General features: G+C 48.6%; 17 protein-coding genes. 6 read left to right on the top strand and 11 right to left on the bottom strand.

Going from position 1 to position 18,547, the window contains the following annotated elements; all coding sequences use genetic code 11:
- Positions 1–38 precede the first annotated feature (38 nt).
- The 5 genes from minE to ACYQ2M_RS06715 form a co-directional block, all read right to left on the bottom strand.
- Positions 39–356 (bottom strand): cell division topological specificity factor MinE, encoded by a 318-nt coding sequence (minE, locus tag ACYQ2M_RS06695; RefSeq protein WP_459915552.1) that lies wholly within the window; start codon positions 354–356, stop codon positions 39–41.
- A gap of 13 nt (positions 357–369) precedes the next feature.
- Positions 370–1,167 (bottom strand): septum site-determining protein MinD, encoded by a 798-nt coding sequence (gene minD / locus ACYQ2M_RS06700; RefSeq protein ID WP_459915553.1) that lies wholly within the window; start codon positions 1,165–1,167, stop codon positions 370–372.
- A gap of 111 nt (positions 1,168–1,278) precedes the next feature.
- The gene (locus tag ACYQ2M_RS06705) at positions 1,279–1,965 is read right to left on the bottom strand and encodes a septum site-determining protein MinC (protein ID WP_459915554.1); all 687 of its coding nucleotides are present in this window, start codon (positions 1,963–1,965) and stop codon (positions 1,279–1,281) included.
- A gap of 128 nt (positions 1,966–2,093) precedes the next feature.
- Positions 2,094–3,734, bottom strand: a complete 1,641-nt coding sequence (locus ACYQ2M_RS06710) for a hypothetical protein (RefSeq protein ID WP_459915555.1) — start codon at positions 3,732–3,734, stop codon at positions 2,094–2,096.
- Position 3,735: 1 nt separating this feature from the next.
- On the bottom strand, positions 3,736–4,707 hold the full coding sequence (locus ACYQ2M_RS06715; RefSeq protein ID WP_459915556.1) for a thioredoxin family protein: 972 nt from the start codon (positions 4,705–4,707) through the stop codon (positions 3,736–3,738).
- A gap of 472 nt (positions 4,708–5,179) precedes the next feature.
- Here ACYQ2M_RS06715 and ACYQ2M_RS06720 point away from each other — a divergent pair, with 472 nt between their 5' ends.
- Genes ACYQ2M_RS06720 through ACYQ2M_RS06730 form a run of 3 tightly spaced genes read left to right on the top strand, consistent with a single transcriptional unit; the run spans position 5,180 to position 9,664 of the window.
- Complete coding sequence (locus tag ACYQ2M_RS06720; RefSeq protein WP_459915557.1) at positions 5,180–8,698, top strand: UvrD-helicase domain-containing protein; 3,519 nt, start codon at positions 5,180–5,182, stop codon at positions 8,696–8,698.
- A 2-nt stretch (positions 8,699–8,700) separates the two neighbouring features.
- On the top strand, positions 8,701–9,066 hold the full coding sequence (locus ACYQ2M_RS06725) for a hypothetical protein (RefSeq protein ID WP_459915558.1): 366 nt from the start codon (positions 8,701–8,703) through the stop codon (positions 9,064–9,066).
- A gap of 7 nt (positions 9,067–9,073) precedes the next feature.
- A complete protein-coding gene (locus tag ACYQ2M_RS06730; protein WP_459915559.1) occupies positions 9,074–9,664 on the top strand; it encodes a transglycosylase SLT domain-containing protein in 591 nt (196 codons plus the stop codon).
- A gap of 58 nt (positions 9,665–9,722) precedes the next feature.
- On the opposite strand, the gene galU is transcribed toward ACYQ2M_RS06730, so the two are convergent.
- The 5 genes from galU to ACYQ2M_RS06755 all read right to left on the bottom strand — a co-directional run bounded on the left by galU (position 9,723) and on the right by ACYQ2M_RS06755 (position 13,797).
- Positions 9,723–10,607 (bottom strand): UTP--glucose-1-phosphate uridylyltransferase GalU, encoded by an 885-nt coding sequence (gene galU / locus ACYQ2M_RS06735; protein ID WP_459915560.1) that lies wholly within the window; start codon positions 10,605–10,607, stop codon positions 9,723–9,725.
- A gap of 312 nt (positions 10,608–10,919) precedes the next feature.
- Positions 10,920–11,276: a NifB/NifX family molybdenum-iron cluster-binding protein gene (locus ACYQ2M_RS06740; protein ID WP_459915561.1), complete on the bottom strand. Its 357-nt coding sequence runs from the start codon at positions 11,274–11,276 to the stop codon at positions 10,920–10,922.
- A 179-nt stretch (positions 11,277–11,455) separates the two neighbouring features.
- On the bottom strand, positions 11,456–11,818 hold the full coding sequence (locus ACYQ2M_RS06745) for a NifB/NifX family molybdenum-iron cluster-binding protein (protein WP_459915562.1): 363 nt from the start codon (positions 11,816–11,818) through the stop codon (positions 11,456–11,458).
- Between the two features lie 228 nt (positions 11,819–12,046).
- Positions 12,047–12,928, bottom strand: a complete 882-nt coding sequence (locus tag ACYQ2M_RS06750) for an ATP-binding protein (protein ID WP_459915563.1) — start codon at positions 12,926–12,928, stop codon at positions 12,047–12,049.
- Positions 12,925–13,797 carry a nucleotide-binding protein gene (locus ACYQ2M_RS06755; protein WP_459915564.1) on the bottom strand — a complete coding sequence of 291 codons (873 nt, stop codon included), beginning with the start codon at positions 13,795–13,797 and terminating at the stop codon, positions 12,925–12,927. The genes ACYQ2M_RS06750 and ACYQ2M_RS06755 overlap by 4 nt, the downstream gene beginning before the upstream one ends.
- A 312-nt stretch (positions 13,798–14,109) precedes the next feature.
- On the opposite strand from ACYQ2M_RS06755, the gene ACYQ2M_RS06760 reads away from it, so the two are divergent.
- Positions 14,110–14,934 carry a YkgJ family cysteine cluster protein gene (locus ACYQ2M_RS06760; protein WP_459915565.1) on the top strand — a complete coding sequence of 275 codons (825 nt, stop codon included), beginning with the start codon at positions 14,110–14,112 and terminating at the stop codon, positions 14,932–14,934.
- Positions 14,935–15,057: 123 nt separating this feature from the next.
- On the opposite strand, the gene dapA is transcribed toward ACYQ2M_RS06760, so the two are convergent.
- Complete coding sequence (gene dapA, locus ACYQ2M_RS06765) at positions 15,058–16,092, bottom strand: 4-hydroxy-tetrahydrodipicolinate synthase (protein ID WP_459915566.1); 1,035 nt, start codon at positions 16,090–16,092, stop codon at positions 15,058–15,060.
- 496 nt (positions 16,093–16,588) lie between these two features.
- Here dapA and ACYQ2M_RS06770 point away from each other — a divergent pair, with 496 nt between their 5' ends.
- Both ACYQ2M_RS06770 and ACYQ2M_RS06775 read left to right on the top strand, forming a co-directional pair.
- Positions 16,589–17,251, top strand: coding sequence for a tetratricopeptide repeat protein (locus ACYQ2M_RS06770; RefSeq protein ID WP_459915567.1), 663 nt, complete (start codon positions 16,589–16,591; stop codon positions 17,249–17,251).
- Positions 17,252–18,460 carry a hypothetical protein gene (locus ACYQ2M_RS06775; RefSeq protein WP_459915568.1) on the top strand — a complete coding sequence of 403 codons (1,209 nt, stop codon included), beginning with the start codon at positions 17,252–17,254 and terminating at the stop codon, positions 18,458–18,460. It begins immediately after the preceding gene.
- Positions 18,461–18,547 lie beyond the last annotated feature (87 nt).

Here is an 18,547-nt window from a genome sequence, read left to right on the forward strand (position 1 = left end):
ACACAGCCTGTCCAAACGCCCAAAATGAAGCATGCCATTTATTTTTTCTTTTTCCTGTAATTCTTTTGCCCGGCGCTGTCAGAGGCGGGTATTGCAGCATCCTTTTTGACGCAAAGAATCGGAGTATTAAACACCAGGGCAGACACATCTTTATCTCGTTGCACCTGAAGTTGGAGGGCATCCCGGTCAATCTCAAAATACCGGGAAATAACCGTAATAATATCTCCCTGAAGTCGCTTTAATGTTGAATCATTCACCTCCAGCTGATCACAAACCAGGGTGAACTGTAGCCGTTTTTTGGCCGTTTTATTGGTGGGTTTATGGCCTGCAAATTTTCTCAGCAATGCGTTAAACATGAAATCGTCCTCACTATTTTCTACCAAATTTACGGGTTATCATTCCCCACATGCCTTTTTTATGGGAGGGTACCTGGATGGGAAGATCGGACTCTCCATTCAAACGACGTGCAATGCGACGGAATGCCTGTCCAGCGGCAGAGTCATTCTGCATCACCAGGGGCAGACCGACATTACTGGAAATCACCACCTGCTGATCCATGGGTACCAGGCCCAAAAGGGGCACGGAAAGCACATCAATGACATCCTCGTGGCTTAACATATCTCCCCTTGCCACCATTTCTGACACAATGCGATTGACCACCAGTTTGGGGGTAATGGATCGGGCATATAGAAGTCCAATGACACGATCGGCATCCCTGACCGAGGAAACATCCGGGGTACAGATGACAACGGCATCATCGGCACTGACAACGGAATTTTCAAACCCCCGTTCAATGCCTGCAGGGCTGTCCATCAATACATAATCATATTCCTGTCGGAGCTGTTTTCCCACCCGTTCCACACCGGCGGGGGTGAGCACATCCTTATTATCGCTCTGGGAGGCAGGTATAAGAAAAAGGTTTTCAATCCGTCGATCGCGGATAGCGGCCTGGCTGAGTTTGCACTGCCCCTTCACCACATCCACAATATTAAATACAATTCTGTTTTCAAGCCCCATGACCACATCAAGATTTCGAAGCCCGATGTCCATGTCAATGACTGCCACCCGTTTTCCCTCCATTGCAAGGGCAGCTCCAATGGAAGCCGTGGCCGTGGTTTTTCCCACTCCGCCTTTTCCCGAAGTAACAACAATAATTCTTCCTTCCACTTCACACCTCATGTAACCCGGATAATATTGAACAAGGGACTGAACACAGCATCAGCCACCCTGTATAGTCACATACAAAACACTCGCCACTTTAATACCTACCTTCACATCCTACATTACCTCAGGCCAAGGCAACGCATCAAAAAGATTCGTCTCCAGATAGTTACTGACCACAATACGTCCTTTTTCAACAACGGCAATTTCTGTGTGTTCATGGGTACCATCATCCAGTCCTGAAGCTGACACTCCGCCGATTCTAACATGGGTCGGCTGAAATTCAAGGGCAATGACAATGGCCGTTTCATCTTCGGGCCTGCCAGCATGCACCCGTCCCCGAAGTCTACCCAGCACAATCACATGCCCCCCGGCCAGGATTTCAGCGCCGGGATTAACATTGCCCATGATCACAAGATGTTTCCTGGCTTCAATCTTCTGCCCGGATCTGACGCGACCCTGCAACATCAGCACATCACTTTTATGATGGTTCCAGCCCCGGGATAAATCTCTCTGGCGAATACGTTCCACGGGAACTGATCTTTTCTCCGGAGGCAGCGTCACCACACCGACGCTGAAGGTTTCCTTTAAAAACAGTGTCAGACGGGCCACCAGTTCTTCACAGCCGGTTGCCTCCCCCAGATCCAGCGTTATTCGGGAATTGATGGCCAGGTGGCGAAGCCGCTGAAACAGCAGAGTCAGCTGTTCTTTAATTTCCTTTTCCGGTGCCTCGGGGTCCACAGTAATCCAGAAACCGTCTCCCACACCCTTTAATTTCACCGGTGGCATTTCATTGATTGCCATAAATCGTTTTTTCCCCCGTCAATTGGTATCCGTCCGTTTTTATGAAAATATTTCGGATATATCGGTTACCAAAGATCCATATATTGTAAATATAGTTGAGATATCTATAGGATAACAAAATAAAACTGTCAAGAGGTAACTTTCCGGCGGCATGCCCGGGCGAAATCCTCGGGATAATGCCCGGTGATCCAGCGCAACTGGGCTTCACTGAATGCCCCTGGGGAATGGGGCAGTCTGGGCAGAAAGGCATAGAGCAGCCGCTGGTCGGTATTTCTGTCATCAAACCGTTTGGCATATTCAATACAGGTGACCATGCGGGCTCCCAGTTTTTCAAGAACACCCAGTGCCGTAAACATACCCCTGTCCAGGGAATTTCGAAGGGCAGTGCCTGCCTCCAGAATATTGCCGCAGGGTCTTAAGGGCATCATCTGAATCTCCCACTGGGATGTCTGGGCCTTGGGTACAAAAAGCACAATGTTATCATCTTCAAACACCACAAGACTGCTGGGGGCCTCTTTGTTGCCGTCCAGGCGCCGATTGCTGCGGATGGCGGCAAGATAATTTTCAAAAAACCCCCTGCCGGTGCATTCCCGATATTCCTTAACAAAATCCGCCACCAGATCACCGCAAGCATAGGAAGAGATGAAATGATCCTTTTTTCTACCGGGAACCTGACCGGGAATCATGGCATACTGCTGGTGGATCTGCTGATGGGAGGCATGGAGGCGATAGCCGGATTGACTGCAGCCAAACCCGAAATTCCAGCCCCACAGGCTACCGTTAAAGACCAGAGGTTTGTCGTTGTGTCCTTCCAGAGCATCCATCAATTTCAGGCGAAGGGACTCAAGGGTCTCCCGGGACATCCGGTGCCGCCCTGGGGGAAGTTTTATCCCCAGCTGCCGAGCCACCATGGCATAAATTCGCTGGTAACACAAATGGCGCATGCCCGACATGTCGTCCCGGGTGAGATCGGCAATGCGATATCGCACGGTATCATGGGCGGTGTTGGCGGCAAAGTGCCCCCAAGGGATATAGCTATTCTGTCTTAAATATTCAAACACATGGCTTTGTCCCTGGTTTTCGTGCCACTCCGCTGTTATTTCACTGTTTCCCTGAGCTCCGGGACGAAGCACCATGGCCAGTTTATACGCATCGGGAAGATCCGGATTATTGGCCACCACTTCAAAGAGTTCAGGATCTTTGATGGCTGGCACCAGGCGGCCATCGGGGCGTTTCTCAAAGACAAGCCCCCGGGGCTTAACACCGTCGTCGTCAAAGACAAAGGCGCAGGCACTCCGGGCAAGATCCGCCAGATCCCGGGGATCGGTGCTTGCCTCGGCAAGGGCAATCTTCAGGGGGGGGGGCATCTCCTTAAAAAGTGATGCCACGGGCATGCCTTCAAGGCCGTTTTTCTGGGCCCAGCCCTCCAGTGTTTTCCAAAGAGAGGTGGATTTCCTGGAAGGAAGTGATATTTCATAACCTTCCCGGGCCGCAGCATCGGCCCACCGAGAGTTGATGTAAGTGGTGCCTTTAAAGGGAAAGGCGTTGGGAACCTCATAAATAATGTCTGCACCAGTGGCGGAGATATCATTTACCGGGAAATTGATCTCATTGGTGACCGCCTCACCGGAGGCATCCGTGCCCAAGGGGCCAATGTAATCGTGCTCCCTAAAGTTATCCACAAAAAAGGATGGCGCATGAATCCCCGTCTGAAAGGTTCCATCCGCCAGCACACAGGTGCGAAGGGGTTTCATCCCGTCTTTTTGCATGTCAACTTCTCTCCTCTATGGCGGACAAGGCATCCTGGGCCGCTTCCATGAGCGCTTCATCATCAAAGGTTTCCATCATGCCTGCAATGATATCTGCCACCGATGCGTCCCCCACCTCTCCAAGGGCATAGAGAAGATCGCCCTTAACGGTGACATCGGCATTCTCAAACAATGGCAGCACCAGCGGCACCAGCTGCAATGCCAGGGCCGGATCCTCCTGGGCCAGTTCTTCAACCACCACCATGGCACCCAGCCTCACGGACCAGATTTCATGGTTCAAAAGTCCCACGAACCCAGGAAAAAGAGCCCCATGGGCCTTTATTTTCTCACAAATCCACTGGGCATTTCCATCCTCCAGAATAGAACGCAGGGAATCTGTACCAAGCAGCGCAGGATCACGCCTTGCAGCCACCTGAGCCACTTCCTTCATGGACACGGCCCCTGACCATCTGAAATCGTTGTCCAGGATCAGGCAGGGGGCAGACAATACCCCGTCGCTGGCAGCAGCCCCATCAAACCATGTACCGTCAATCACATGAAGATGGATCTGGGAACAGACCGCTGCCATGTGCATCATGGAACGAACAACACCGGGGCAGTGGGGACACTGGGTGGCGACATAAAGTTTAAGGTCCACGGGAATGTCAATGGCGGCAAGGATATCTGAAACATCCTTTTCAATGACCGCAGCTCCCCCCATCGCAAGATCCAGACTCTCCAGAAATACGGCCAGCAGTTTTTCCCCGGGCAGTGCAGAAAAAAACACATTGTCCATCACCTGAATGGATGGCAACTCTTTTTTCTCGATTTTTATGGCATTTATCTTTATAAAGGGAACCGTATCCATTAGAACGTCACAAAACTGTTTAATTGTGGCATCTCCTGAAGTTTCGGTGATTACCTGACCAAGCACTATGTTTCCTTGTTTTTGCTGTGCCCACCCATCAATGGTGGCACGATCTTTATCATTCAATTCCCACTCCCTTTTTTGTGTTACGTGATCATGCTTACAACTATCACGGTTTGCAAAAGCATGCAATAAACCCGTTTTTTTCAATGGATAAGGGGCGTACAACCCGACATGCACATTTTTTTAAATAACGGGCATATACCAGCGGACACAACGAATATTGAAGATGCTATCATGCCGTCCCCAACGACCATCCGATCCGGCTCATGAGCGTCGGCGGCCCTTTTCCCCTCACGAACACAACGAATCATGAAACGCGATAACAGAGGCGACCAGGACAGGTATTGCCCGGAGCGGATACAATGGCAGCATTTAACATGGACGCTAAAAATGCTACCATTTTTCTCGGAGCAGCCCATGGACGGCCTGCGAGGTTCGAAAAAATGCGAATGCATACATGAGCGGAGGGTAATACCTGCCCCGGTCGTCGGGATGGCACGAGTTTCCTATAAAAGAATCAGGCAGGAGATTCCCCTTGAATTCGCCCCATGTTATTGATAGTTTAAGGCTGTTCGAAATTGAAAGACCACAAAAAAACAGAGACCACACCATGGAATTCATAGCAGACCTGCATCTTCACTCACATTTTTCCAGAGCCACCGCCAGAAATCTAAACCTGGAAAATCTGTACATATGGGCACAGAAAAAGGGGATTACCCTGGTGGGAACCGGGGACTTCACCCACCCTGAATGGCTCCGGGAAATTGAAGAAAAACTGGAACCGGCGGCACCGGGTCTGTTTAAATTAAAGGAAAAATTCAGTGCACCCCTGGACGCTGCCATCCCTTTCAGCTGTAAAAGGCAGGTACGATTCATCCTCCAGTGTGAAATCAGTTCCATTTATAAAAAAGACAGCCGGGTGAGGAAAAATCATAATCTGATTTATTTCCCGGATATCAAATCGGTTAAAACCTTTAACGCACACCTGGAGACCATCGGCAACATCAGCTCGGACGGCCGCCCCATCCTGGGACTTGATGCAGAAAAACTCCTTGACATAATGCTCTGTGTCTCCACCGATGCCTTTCTCATCCCGGCCCACATCTGGACCCCGTGGTTTTCCATGCTGGGCTCCAAATCCGGATTTGACAGCATTGAAGAGTGTTTTGGAGATCTCTCGCGGCACATTTTTGCTGTGGAAACCGGCCTGTCCTCGGACCCACCCATGAACTGGCGGGTAAAAAATCTGGATCATGTACGCCTGGTATCAAGTTCCGATGCCCATTCCCCCATGTATCTCGGCAGAAACGCCGCCATATTTGACACGGGCCTTTCCTATTACCATGTCAGAAGGGCATTGGAAACAGGAGATCTTGTCAAGTACCGGGGCACCATTGATATGTTTCCCCAGGAGGGAAAATACCACCATGACGGCCATAGGAAATGCGGCATTTCTTTTGATCCCGCCAAGACCCTGCGCCATGGAGGCAATTGTCCTGTGTGCAAAAAGCCCCTCACCCTGGGGGTTCTCTACCGGGTACAGGAACTGGCAGATCGCCCCCATGGGTATACCCCAGCCCACCGCCACGGTTATCAAAGCATCATACCACTTGCCGATATTCTGTCTGAAATATTTGATGTGGGCCCCAAAAGCAAAAAGGTGACCACCACATATGAAAAAGCCCTGGAAAGATCCGGTCCGGAGCTGGATCTCCTGTTAAAAAAATCCCTTGCAGACATTGATGCCCTGGGTATTCCCCTGCTGGGGGCGGCCATTGAAAAAATGCGCGCCGGCCAAGTGGATATCGCCCCCGGATTTGACGGAGAATATGGACGGATCAATCTCTTCAGCACCGAAGAAAAAAAAAGCCTCCGGGGAGAAACAGAGTTGTTCCCCCCCGAAAAAAAGAAATCGGTTCCCCGGAAACCCTTAGAAACAGCTGCTGCCCCACCCCTCCATCATAATCTTTTACCGCAGGACACCCTTCCCTGCCGCATTGCCGATAAACAGAACACATCCGCCTTTCCACCACAGGATCTATTATCCTCCCTGAATCAGGAACAGCACCAAGCCCTTTTGTGCAGGGATAAACCGCTGATCATGGCAGCCGGTCCCGGCACCGGCAAAACCCGTACCATCACGACAAAGATTGCCTGGCTCATTAAAGAACAAAAAATTTCACCGGATGCCATACTGGCCCTGACCTTCACCAATCGGGCCGCCCGGGAAATGCAGGATAGAATAAAAATCCTTATCCCGGACACCCCAAAAAAAGTGTGCGCCTGCACCTTCCACTCCTTCTGCCTCATGATCCTGAAGGAATACACAGACTTTTCTTCCGGCATCCTGGAGGATGAACTGCGAGCCCCCCTCCTGGCAGAAGCTGTGGGACAGCTGAACCCTTCGGCACATAAAATCACCCCTGCCCAGGCGGAAATTCATATTTCCAAAGCCAAACAACAGGGATTTGGCCCCACGGATACACTCCATTTTATTGAAGATCTATCCACCAGGGAAGATTATGCCAGGGTATGGGAGATATACCAGGCCAATCTAAAAACTTTAAATCTGGTGGATTTTGAAGACCTCATCAACATGGTTCTGTCACTTTTAACCAATGATTCCAAAATGGCCGCAACCCTCCAGAAACGATTTCAATATCTTTTTGTGGATGAATACCAGGACATCAATCAAGGTCAGTACCAACTCACCCGCATCCTGGCCGGAAATGGTGACAACCTTTGTGTCATTGGGGACCCGGATCAATCCATCTACGGATTCAGGGGCTCTGACAATCGTTATTTCCAGCAGTTTCTATCGGATTATCCCACAGCTCTTGCCATCACCCTGAAAAATAATTATCGATCAACGGAAACAATTCTTGAAGCCTCCCACCAAATGCTCACCCGATGCGGGGACCAGCCAGCTGGTCCCAGGCTGTTTTCCGGCATCCAGGGTAAAAACACGGTGATGATAATGCCAAGTGCATCGGAACGGGCCGAGGCCGTGGCCGTGGGGAAAACCATTGAGAAACTCACCGGGGGCCTGTCTCTTTTTTCCATGGACAGCCAAAGCATTGATACCTCCCGGAAAGATGACTTCTCCTTTTCCGATATTGCCGTTCTCTACCGAACCCGTAAACAGGGAGAAATCTTTGCTGAAGTATTGGGAAAAGCAGGTATTCCCTGCCAGATGGCCCACCGGGAAAACACCCTTTTGCAGCCCGGCATCAAAGAAGTGCTGTCCCTCATGAGAATAAGCAGGAAGCGAGGCAGTTTCATGGATGTTGAACGGTTACTGGATCATTTCAAGGCCGGCACCGGAAAAAAAAGCCGGGAACTTCTCAGACAGTGGTTTCACCGCCAGAATGCACCACTGCCCCAGGCTCTTGTCCATCTTCAAAAGGCTCCCCCCAAAGGCCTGCGCCGTGATATCCATAAAAAAATATGTCAATGCGTCTCAAAGATCCACACAGCCGGGGAAAAAATCAAGGCCTTTTCCAGCAAACAGACCCTTGATTATATTTCCGGTCTGTGGGGCCTTGACGAGATCATCCGGGCCAACCACAAAAGCACCCAGACCCTGGAGCTGCTTTCCATGGAAGCAACCCGCATGGAAGACCCCACATCATTTCTGGATCATCTGAGTCTTAACCGGGATGTGGATACCCTGGTACCCCATGCCGAAAAGGTGCTCCTGATGACCCTGCATGCATCCAAAGGCCTTGAATTTGATGTGGTGTTCATCACCGGGTGTGAAAACGGGCTCATCCCCTTTTCCCGGCGGGATAAAAACGGGGAACCCCTCCCTGTCCCCCCTGAAATTATGGCCGAAGAACGGCGTCTTTTTTACGTGGCCATGACCCGGGCCAGGAAACAGCTTTGTTTTTCCCATGCCCAGAAACGCTGCATCCATGGTAAAACAATAAAAGCTTCAATTTCCCCCTTTGTCTATGATATAGAAGAGGAATTGAAAATTTACAGTAAAAGTCGATTTAAACCCAAACCCAAGCGAAAGGGAAACAAACAGCTGGAGCTGTTTCAGGATATCTGATAATGGAAGAAAAAAATGTAAAATCCATCCCCATGGCCAACGACCTAACCCTGGAACTTCTTGACCTGAGCAGAAAAATCAGCGTGGATGCCTACCAAGTCACCATGGTGGCAAGACTTGTCATCCCGGTGAAAGAATCCCTCTTTTCCGAAGGGACACTCAAGGAAATTTCTCTGGAAAATATATTGCTCAAAGTGGGTGCAACCACCATCTTTGAGCACCGCAAAGAGCGAAATTTCATCATGGACAAAGACAAAGACAAGGTCTTTGCCCATCTAGTGGACACCTTTATGGAGACACTGATGCCCTATGTCTCCAAACCTTTTTTTCCGGAAAAATACATTTTAAAATGTTATAGGGAGAAATAATAGTACAATGAAACAACCTCATAAAAAAAGCCTATTTGCAGCCACTCTGGTTTTAACAGCTATTTTATTGCTCCCGATAACAGTATCAGCAGACATTTACATGTTTGTGGATAAAAACGGAGTAACTCACTTCACCGACGCGCCCACCTCTGGAAACTTTAAAATTTTTATGAATGGGAAAAAGTCCAGAACACGCCCCATGAATAAAAAATGCTATGATCATTTAATTAAACAGGCGGCCCGAAAATTCAAGGTAGATTTCTCACTGATCAAAGCGATCATTGAGGTAGAATCCGCATACAATCCACGGGCAGTCTCGTCAAAGGGCGCCCGGGGATTAATGCAGATTATGCCCTTTAATTTTGATGAACTCAACATTTCAGACCCCTTTGAACCCAGCCAGAACATCATGGGGGGCACCCGTTATCTGACAGAATTAATCAATCAATACAAGGGAAATGTAAAACATGCCCTTGCTGCCTACAATGCTGGGCCCGGGAATGTGGATAAATACAAGGGAATTCCCCCTTTTCAAGAAACCCAGAGGTATGTTAAAAAAGTTATGGCTCTTCGCCAGATCTACCAGCCCAATTCCTGACGAAAAAAAAGCTCTTTCAACACGATATAAAACATGGCAGAATTTCTTCCGGACAGCCTTAATTATCTGAACACAGATCGCAGTCCATGCGCTTAATGAAATCAGCCAGTTTCTCTTTAATATCAGAGCGTTCCATGGCGAAAGCTAGATTAGCCATCTGAAAACCCGCCTTGTCGCCACAATCAAACCGCTCCCCTTCAAACTTATAGCCAAACACCGGCTGATCACCCAGCAATTTTTCCATGGCATCGGTGAGTTGAATTTCCCCACCGGCCCCCAGCTCCTTTTTTCCCAGATAGCCAAAAATTTTCGGAGTCAGTATATAGCGGCCCACAATTGCCAGATTGGACGGTGCATCTTCCGGTGAGGGTTTTTCGATCATCCCTTTAACCCGCACCACATTGTCCTCTATTTCCTGGGCGTCCAGGATGCCATATCTGTTCGTCTGATCCTTGGGAATCTCCATAACTGCCACAAGACTGGCCCTTAAACGGTCAAACCGGTTGATCATCTGGGACAGCACGGGTACCTTGGATTTAATCAGATCATCGGCCAGCAGAACGGCAAAGGGTTCATCCCCCACAATATCCCTGGCACACCAGATGGCATGCCCCAATCCCCGGGGTTCATGCTGACGGGTGTACACAATGGTACCCGTGGGGGGTACCAGTTTCTGTATCTGGCCCAGGGCCTCATCCTTATGTTTGTTTTTCAGGGTCATTTCAAGTTCAAAGGATCGATCAAAATGATCCTCCAGGGCTTTTTTCCCCCGACCGGTGACAAAAATAATCTGTTCAATACCTGCGGCAAAAGCCTCTTCCACAGCATATTGAATAATGGGTTTATCCACAACCGGGAGCATTTCTTTAGCCATGGCTTTGGTTGCAGGCAAAAATCTGGTGCCAAGCCCTGCAACGGGGAATACCGCTTTTCTGATTTTCATTATGTTCTCCGTCCAATGGATGAATATTTCATAGAAGCAGATGCCCACCATCCGCTCATTTTTCAGTTTTCCGATGGCAAAGCAATTGCTCCACCGTCTATTAACTGCAAACCTGGGGCACAGGCATTTTTGCAATATGCACTGTCGGCATCATTTCATCAAGGGCTTTTTTGGGGGAGAAAGGTATCATGTGAGCGCTGGCAGATGTTGTAAGCAGGCCCAGAATTTCATTGGATGATCAACGCTCAGGCCTGCCCCGATCCCGGATCCCCATAAGTTTTCAAGAGGACAATGGGGAGCAGGCCTGATTTTTCAGTGCTGACAGGGTGAGTTGGGATCATGCCCACAGGCATTTTCACCGGTAACCAGGGTTTTTTCAAGATAGGCCATTACAAGGGTTTCCGGTGCTTCGACTGGTGCTCCGGTCACCACATCAATATTGGCCTGGGCAAAAAGTTGTTTTGCCATCTGACCCATTCCACCGGTGATAATCACATTTACTCCTTTTTCATGCAGCCATTTGGGCAAGACCCCGGGTTCATGGGGAGGGGGTTCAAGCACTATGGTGTCAGTAATTTTTCCATCTTCCACATCCATGATACAAAATTCCCTGCAGTGGCCGAAATGCGTGGTAAGTTTACCCATTGCCATTGGTATTGCAAATTTCATCTTCGATGTCCTTTCATTTCTTTTGTAGTAATACGCATGGCAGTGACACCTGCCATAATGAAAATTAAAAATCAAATTATTACGAATAGTTGCGTTCAACTATATAAAACATCAATATTGGGCTGCAGACACTGCAAACAGTGAAACCATGGAAATATACAACCCAGAGGGAATTTCATTTAAACCCAATGCCCTTCCACGTTAGGACCACCGGCATAGCTCAGCTCACCTTTCTTAAATTGCTCCACCACGCCCTTTACTGTACCTTTGATACCGGTGACAATGTGAATACCCGCCGCATCCAGAACTTGAAAGGCTTTGGGACCGCAATTTCCGGTGATAACAGCCTGGACCCCTATATCCGCCACGGTTTTTCCCGCCTGAATACCGGCCCCCTGGGGCAGATTCAGATTCTGTGTGTTTTCCTTGACCTCAAAGTCCATGGAATCCGTATCCACAACCACAAAATACTGAGCTCTACCGAACCGGGGATCCAGATCGGCATCCAGAGTCTTACCCGTTGATGTAACAGCAACTTTCATTTTTATTCTCCTTGATATTATTTGACGTTCAAATTTTTGTTGACCGATCATGCAAAAATGCTTTCAGCCTTATGGGTAGGGAGGGCACATCTTGTGCCCAAGCCTCCTAAAACCTCATGGATAATGCCAATAACGCAAGCCTGCCCCCTCCTCCATGTCTATAAACTTAAAAAACTTAAGCATAGAGCATCAGGGTTGGTCATCAAGTCATATGTATTCCTGACTTGATCACATAATGCGTTCCGGGGTACAGGAAAAAAACTGCTGAACCTGTTCCCATATCTGTACAACGGCCCGGGATGCGGGCCCATTGGAAAACTGAACCAAACTCTGTCCGGCTTTCATGGCATCTATCACCCCGCGATCAAAGGGAATTTCACCCACAAATCGGATCTTGTTCTCCGTTGCAAATTTTTGAATGCGCATAGCCATTTCCGGATTCAAATCCGCTTTGTTAATGCAGACCATGGTGGGTATTTTCATTTGATCAGCCAGGGCCTTTACCCGCTCCATATCATGCAGGCCGGACAGGGTCGGTTCCGTTACAATGAGCAGCGCATCGGAATTGGTCACCGCCGCAATCACGGGGCATCCGATACCGGGAGGTCCATCGGTGATGATCAGGGGTATTTTTTTCTCTTTTGCCATCTGCCGGGCCTCCTGGCGCAGTTGACTTACCAGAAGCCCGGAATTTTCTTCGGCAATACCCAGGCGGGCATGGATCATGGGGCCCCAGGGGGTGTCTGATATAAATTTTTCACCGCACACCTTCCGCTCAAAGGAAATGGCCTTTTCAGGGCAAAACCAGGCGCACACCCCGCACCCTTCACAGGAGATGGAATCAATGACAAAATCTTCAGAAATAGCATGAAACTGACACCGATCCCGGCAATCACCACACTGAATGCACTTGTCTGCCTGGATTTCGGCTTTGCTCCCCCCCTCGAAATGGGAAGAGGCAATGGTATCATGCTCAAGGGTCAAAAAAAGATTGGCGGCGTCCACATCGGCATCCACCACAATTCTATTGGAGGCAAGGGTGGCAAAGGATGCCGTTACGCTTGTTTTTCCGGTCCCTCCCTTGCCGCTGATAATGGTAAGCTCCTTCATTTTCTCACCTCCCCTGCCTTTTTGCATTCCGACACGCGTCGGTGCAACTTATCAAACAACTCATCAAACAAAATTTTCATCTCCGGCATTTCATCCACCAGCAAACCGCCCCTTGAACAAATGGACGCCGCCTCACGGCTGAATGGGAAGCGTTGAAGGATTTCAATACCCTGTTTTGCTGCATAGCTTTCCACAATTCCCGGTTCGTCATCGGCCCGGTTGATTACAATGCCTGTGGGAACCTTGAGCTTTTTAAGGGCCTCTACCGTCAACGAAAGGTCATTGAGGCCAAAGGGCGTGGGTTCCGCCACAAGCAGTGCGTAATCCGATTCTCGCAGTGCTTCAATGGCAGGACAAGAAGTGCCGGGAGGTGCATCCACAAGGGCGATGCCCAAAGGGTTTATTCTCTCCTTCACCTGGCTTATCAGGGGAGGCGACATGGCTTCCCCCACCCGCAACTCTCCCCAGGTAAGATCAATGCCCCGGCTGCTCTTTCCCCGGCGCACCGTTCCCAGCACACGAGAATCATCTTGAATGGCATCTTCAGGACAGACCATCTGACACCCCCTGCAAGAGTGGCACATTTCCGGAAAAGTCATAATTTTTTTTGCCACAAGGGTGATGGCGCTGAACTGACAGATCTCTTCACAGGCACCACATAACGTACACAATTCGGAATCAATTTTAGGAACCATGACGGAAACAGGCTCACTTGAAATATTATCAGGCCTTATAAAAATATGGGCATTAGGTTCTTCCACATCACAGTCAAACACTTTCACATCATCTTTATTAATGGACGCCGCCAGGTTCACCGTCACCGTGGTCTTTCCGGTGCCCCCTTTACCGCTTGCAATGGTAATAATCATCTGGTTTATCCTTGCACATGGGTTTGTCAAATCTCAACTCAAACGAGCATATGCCACAAATAGACCAGAAACATGCGCTTGTCAAACTTATTTTAAGCTATCACTTACATAATCAGCCTTCAATGTCACCTTTTTCAGACATTTTTATAACCCCACAGATATGCCAACATTAAAATTTGAATTCCATGCCATGACCTGTTGTGGTACAGCGGCACACGTGTTCCCCTGCTCCATATTATGGGGAAACATTGACATTACGCCGGGTTTTCTATATTAATGTCCTGAAATTAATCCATAAGGAGTCTATGCAAAATGAATGATGAACATAAAACCAGCCGAGAATCTGAAGTTTTGCCCGTTCAGATGGGCTATGAAACCAAATTCAAATTCAAATGCCACAAAGGGGTAAAGTGCTTTACCAAATGCTGCAGGGGCATCGACATCATGCTCACCCCCTATGATATACTGACCATGAGAAAACGCCTTGAACTGACCTCGGAAGAATTTCTGTCCATATACACAGACCTGCATCTCCTGGAAAGTGCAGACCTGCCCGTTGTCACATTGAAGCTTCTTGATGACGACCAGAAATCTTGCCCCTTTGTCCAGGACGAAACCGGATGTCTCATCTACGAAGATCGCCCCTCCACCTGCAGATACTATCCGCTGGGCATGGGCTCATTGAGCTATACCAGTGATCAGGAAAAAGGAGAAGATGACGATGCATTTTTCTTCACGGTAAAAGAAGCGCATTGTCTGGGATTTGAGGAAGATAAGGAGTGGACAGTTGCTGAATGGCGGGAAGATCAGGGGGTGAATATCCGGGATGAGGTCAACGCTGGCTGGACCAATCTCATTGTCAGAAAAAAATCCGTTCCAAAAACCTTGAAACTGTCTGAACAGAGCAAACAGATGTTCTTTCTGGCCTGTTATAATATTGATAAATTTAAAAAATTTGTTTTTGAGAGTACATTTCTTAAACGCTATGACGTTGATGATGCCGTAATAAAAGAGATAAAAGAAGATGATATCAAGCTGCTTCAGTTTGGGTTTGAATGGCTGAGGACAACTTTTTTCAAGAATGAAGGAGATATTGCCAAGACAGTGGCACCTCCTGTCCAGGCACCCCAAAAATAATCCTGATTTCCCCATTTGTCCAAAAAAGCGCTTACACACCCGGGCAAGCCCGCAATGAAAGCGCTTTTTTTTACAGCACCGCATGTCGCATCGTTAACTGAATATTATGACCAGGACCGGAAATCAATAACCATAACACAGATTTTTTCGATGGACGGGATCTGCCAGACGCGCGTCCACGTCAATGCAAAAAAAATCCGCCAGGGGCTGGAAAAACTCCGGATTGTTCTTCTGAACCGTTTCAGCGGCTGCCAACACAACGGCAATGCCCTTTTCCGTCATTTTCCCAAGGGGTCTGCGACAGGGTCCCGACGGCACCCCCAGAATTTGCATGAGTGTTTTCAGTGCCAGGGGATTTCTAGCCCTGCACGTCACCTCTCCATGGGTGGTTGCTTCTTTTGTGGTTACGGTGACAAGCCCCAGCAGGGGTAAAAGTGCCTGATTTAATTTCTGGGCCCCATCCACATCCCCTTTGTCCAGAAGCAGGATCATATCCACAAGGGCCTTGGGCACAATATTCGATAACACTGAAAAACCGCCGCAGGCCTTGATGGCAGGATCTTTCATGATCTGTGCAACCAGGGCGTCATCCCCTGAAAAAATTTTAAAGTCCTTGCCGCAGCACTGACGGGTACGCTGCATGTTTTTAAGGTCTCCCGTGGCTTCCTTCACACAAGAGACATTGGGATATTCTGCTGCCAGAATACCCAGATCTTCGGGCAGAAGCTGGGCACCGGTGCGTCCGGGAATAATATAAGGAATAATATCAAGAGAGGGAAAGGCCTTTGCCACCGGTTCAAGATATTCCCTGCGGATTTCAAGGGAACTGGGGCCGTTATAGTAGGGGTCCACCATGAGAACGGCATCCACACCCACCTCTGCGGAATGAGCCACCGCCATCATGGCCTCTTTTGTGTTGTTACTGCCGGAGCCGGCAATGCACAGACATTTACCTTTGGATGCCTTTGCCACATCTCCAATCACCCCGAGATGTTCTTCCCATTTAAGTGTGGGACTTTCCCCGGTGGTTCCAGCGGCCAGGATACCTGTGATCCCGTTTTCAATCTGAAACTCAATCAATTGGTCAAGCCCTTCAGCATCCAGCGATCCATTGCTGGTGAACGGCGTAATCAAAGCAGTATAACATCCTGTTTTCATGTAATTCCTCCACGTATATTGACGCGATTTCCCGCATTTTTACCAACTCAATTTTCAAGAATGAACGAGACTGGTATAACACCCCATGGGTCCGCCTGAATCTGTAAAAACCCCGGTAATTTTAAGATGAACCTTCAAATTTAATCATGTACCATATACGCATAAGGGGTTCAACCTTCTTTTTACTTGACACAAACAACACATAAAAATAGTATAAGGATTTGGCATCCTTCATATGATCCCCAGAGTACTTTACCGTCTTTTGGGGAAAAGCCCCTGCAAATATGGGGAAAAAAGCCCCTGCAAATAGCAACACCCTAAAAAGGGCAGCATGCTTTTGAAGTATACCAGGATTTTATGGAGAATGGAAAAAATGCCATCGGTGTCGGCTGCCTTCATATGCCCGGGCCGGTTGATTCGAATAAGAAACAGACAAATGGTCCGCCTGAAAAACACCGCCAGGGATCATTGCATGCAAACAATTTAAGGATACCACATGACAAACCCACAAAAGCCCTCCGATTCAGATAGCTATATTGACCAACTCAAATCCCAGATTACAGACAACACAGAATGCGGAAACAACCACTATAACCTTGCTGTGGCCCTCATGGGAAAACAGGAATACGACGAGGCGGAAAAAGCCCTGCACGACGCCGTGGAATGCAGCCCTAACCTTGCCGAAGCCTATGTGCTTCTGGGCGGCATCTGCCTGCAACGGGGAGATGTGGAAGGCTGCCTTCGATACAACAGATATGCCGTAAAGGCCCGGGCAGGCTTTGCCGAAGGCTATGGCAACATCGGCTTTGTGCTGCTTCAGCTGGTGGATGGTAAAAATCCGGAAGAAGACCAGGAAAAAATAGATACTGCCATTAAAAATCTGCGCAAGGCAGTGGTTCACAATGCCAAATTTGTGCAGGCCTTTACCACTCTTGGCAATGCCTATTACATGAAAGGACTTCTGGACGAAGGCATCAAGGCCAACCTTGAAGCTGTGAAAATCCAACCGGAATTCCCCATTGCCCACAACAACTTGAGTGTGGGATATCTTCAAAAAAAAGAGTATGAAAAGGCCATAGAACACTGTGACATCGCCATATCCCTGGGCTATGAAGTCCCTGAAGCACTCAAAGCAGAGCTTGCCCCTCACAGGAAATAGATGAAACAAGAACAAAACAGATGTTCCTATTATATATCCGGGCTTACAGAACCCATGGGCCCGGAAAACCATCTGTGGCACACCCCCTTGAACGGCGGGCAGAATGATCCGGAAAATTCGGATACTTGCTCCTTCACCATTGGTGATTACTTTAAGTGTGCCACTGATTTCTTGTTCCAGAACAAGATGGCCGCCCTGAAAAAGGGAGCTGCCTTTCATCTTCAGCGGGAGATGACAGAAGAACAGGTGTCAAAAATTGCTATTTTCCTTGAAAAACATGGGGCTTTTTACCACCCTGCCCGGGTGGAAGTATCTCTTGCCAGCCATCACCCCCCATTAATCTTTGCCCTCAACGCCGCCATTTCCCACCAGGGTCTGGACCTCATGGACACGGAATGCGGCTGTCTGGCTCAACTTGTCCCCTTACCCCGTCCGGAATCACCATTACCCGCTGTCTTTGCACAGACCAGGCTTTCTTTTAATGGAAAAATGGTGGGTTTTTTTCTGACCCACTGGTTTGTCGGATATCAGGAGTTCCACGTCACGGATTCCCGCGAAGACCCCCTGCCCATAGCGCTGTGGCAATCCGATGGCACCCAGATAACTATGGCAAAGACTCATCATTTTGAGCTTTACAGCAACGCCGCACAAATTCTCAGCTCATTTTATAACCCCATCACCTTTGAACAGATTTTTCCATGGCACCACGCAGCCGGCGACTTTATCGCCCGGGAGATCAATGGCACTATGGACGCAAAGCTCATCACCGTCCGGGGATACAGCGCCCTGTTTGATATTGACAAGCCCCCGGAAAAGCGTAATATGGAAGACATTTTTCAGGGACTGCTTCTTTTTCTGCTAAATCTGTCATTACGCATGCGCATTGACAGAATTGATGGTACCGGCCGCTATCATTTTCTCCCTGCAGATACAGTTCACGCAACCCTGACCGGTTTTTTCCGGGCACTGGCAGATAAAACCGTTAACGGCCACAGCCAGGAGGCACTTCAGACGAAATTTACCCAATTTCTACTACAATTTGATACCGGGGACTTCAAACACATTCTCACATTGATTTTAAATGCCCATCCCCAACCGGAAATGGAAGGCAAACTTATACAAAAGAACTTAGATTCTCATGTCGAATCCCTGTACCACACCATGGAGACCATGGGAAAAAACCGCTTTTTTATTGACAAGGTGGTGTGAAAATCTTATAGGAGCACTAATAATTTAATACACTGTGCTTTTAAAGAAACCGGATGATCCCATTGGATCATCAAATATTAAGATAGC

The sequence above is a fragment of the Desulfocicer niacini genome (assembly GCF_054657595.1).

Excerpts from the sequence above, each read along its gene's own strand:
- minE (WP_459915552.1), bottom strand. The coding sequence starts at position 356 with ATGTTTAACGCATTGCTGAGAAAATTTGCAGGCCATAAACCCACCAAT.
- ACYQ2M_RS06705 (WP_459915554.1), bottom strand. The coding sequence starts at position 1,965 with ATGGCAATCAATGAAATGCCACCGGTGAAATTAAAGGGTGTGGGAGAC.
- ACYQ2M_RS06710 (WP_459915555.1), bottom strand. The coding sequence starts at position 3,734 with ATGCAAAAAGACGGGATGAAACCCCTTCGCACCTGTGTGCTGGCGGAT.
- ACYQ2M_RS06725 (WP_459915558.1), top strand. The coding sequence starts at position 8,701 with ATGGAAGAAAAAAATGTAAAATCCATCCCCATGGCCAACGACCTAACC.
- ACYQ2M_RS06730 (WP_459915559.1), top strand. The coding sequence starts at position 9,074 with ATGAAACAACCTCATAAAAAAAGCCTATTTGCAGCCACTCTGGTTTTA.
- galU (WP_459915560.1), bottom strand. The coding sequence starts at position 10,607 with ATGAAAATCAGAAAAGCGGTATTCCCCGTTGCAGGGCTTGGCACCAGA.
- ACYQ2M_RS06740 (WP_459915561.1), bottom strand. The coding sequence starts at position 11,276 with ATGAAATTTGCAATACCAATGGCAATGGGTAAACTTACCACGCATTTC.
- ACYQ2M_RS06745 (WP_459915562.1), bottom strand. The coding sequence starts at position 11,818 with ATGAAAGTTGCTGTTACATCAACGGGTAAGACTCTGGATGCCGATCTG.
- ACYQ2M_RS06750 (WP_459915563.1), bottom strand. The coding sequence starts at position 12,928 with ATGAAGGAGCTTACCATTATCAGCGGCAAGGGAGGGACCGGAAAAACA.
- ACYQ2M_RS06755 (WP_459915564.1), bottom strand. The coding sequence starts at position 13,797 with ATGATTATTACCATTGCAAGCGGTAAAGGGGGCACCGGAAAGACCACG.
- ACYQ2M_RS06760 (WP_459915565.1), top strand. The coding sequence starts at position 14,110 with ATGAATGATGAACATAAAACCAGCCGAGAATCTGAAGTTTTGCCCGTT.
- dapA (WP_459915566.1), bottom strand. The coding sequence starts at position 16,092 with ATGAAAACAGGATGTTATACTGCTTTGATTACGCCGTTCACCAGCAAT.
- ACYQ2M_RS06770 (WP_459915567.1), top strand. The coding sequence starts at position 16,589 with ATGACAAACCCACAAAAGCCCTCCGATTCAGATAGCTATATTGACCAA.
- ACYQ2M_RS06775 (WP_459915568.1), top strand. The coding sequence starts at position 17,252 with ATGAAACAAGAACAAAACAGATGTTCCTATTATATATCCGGGCTTACA.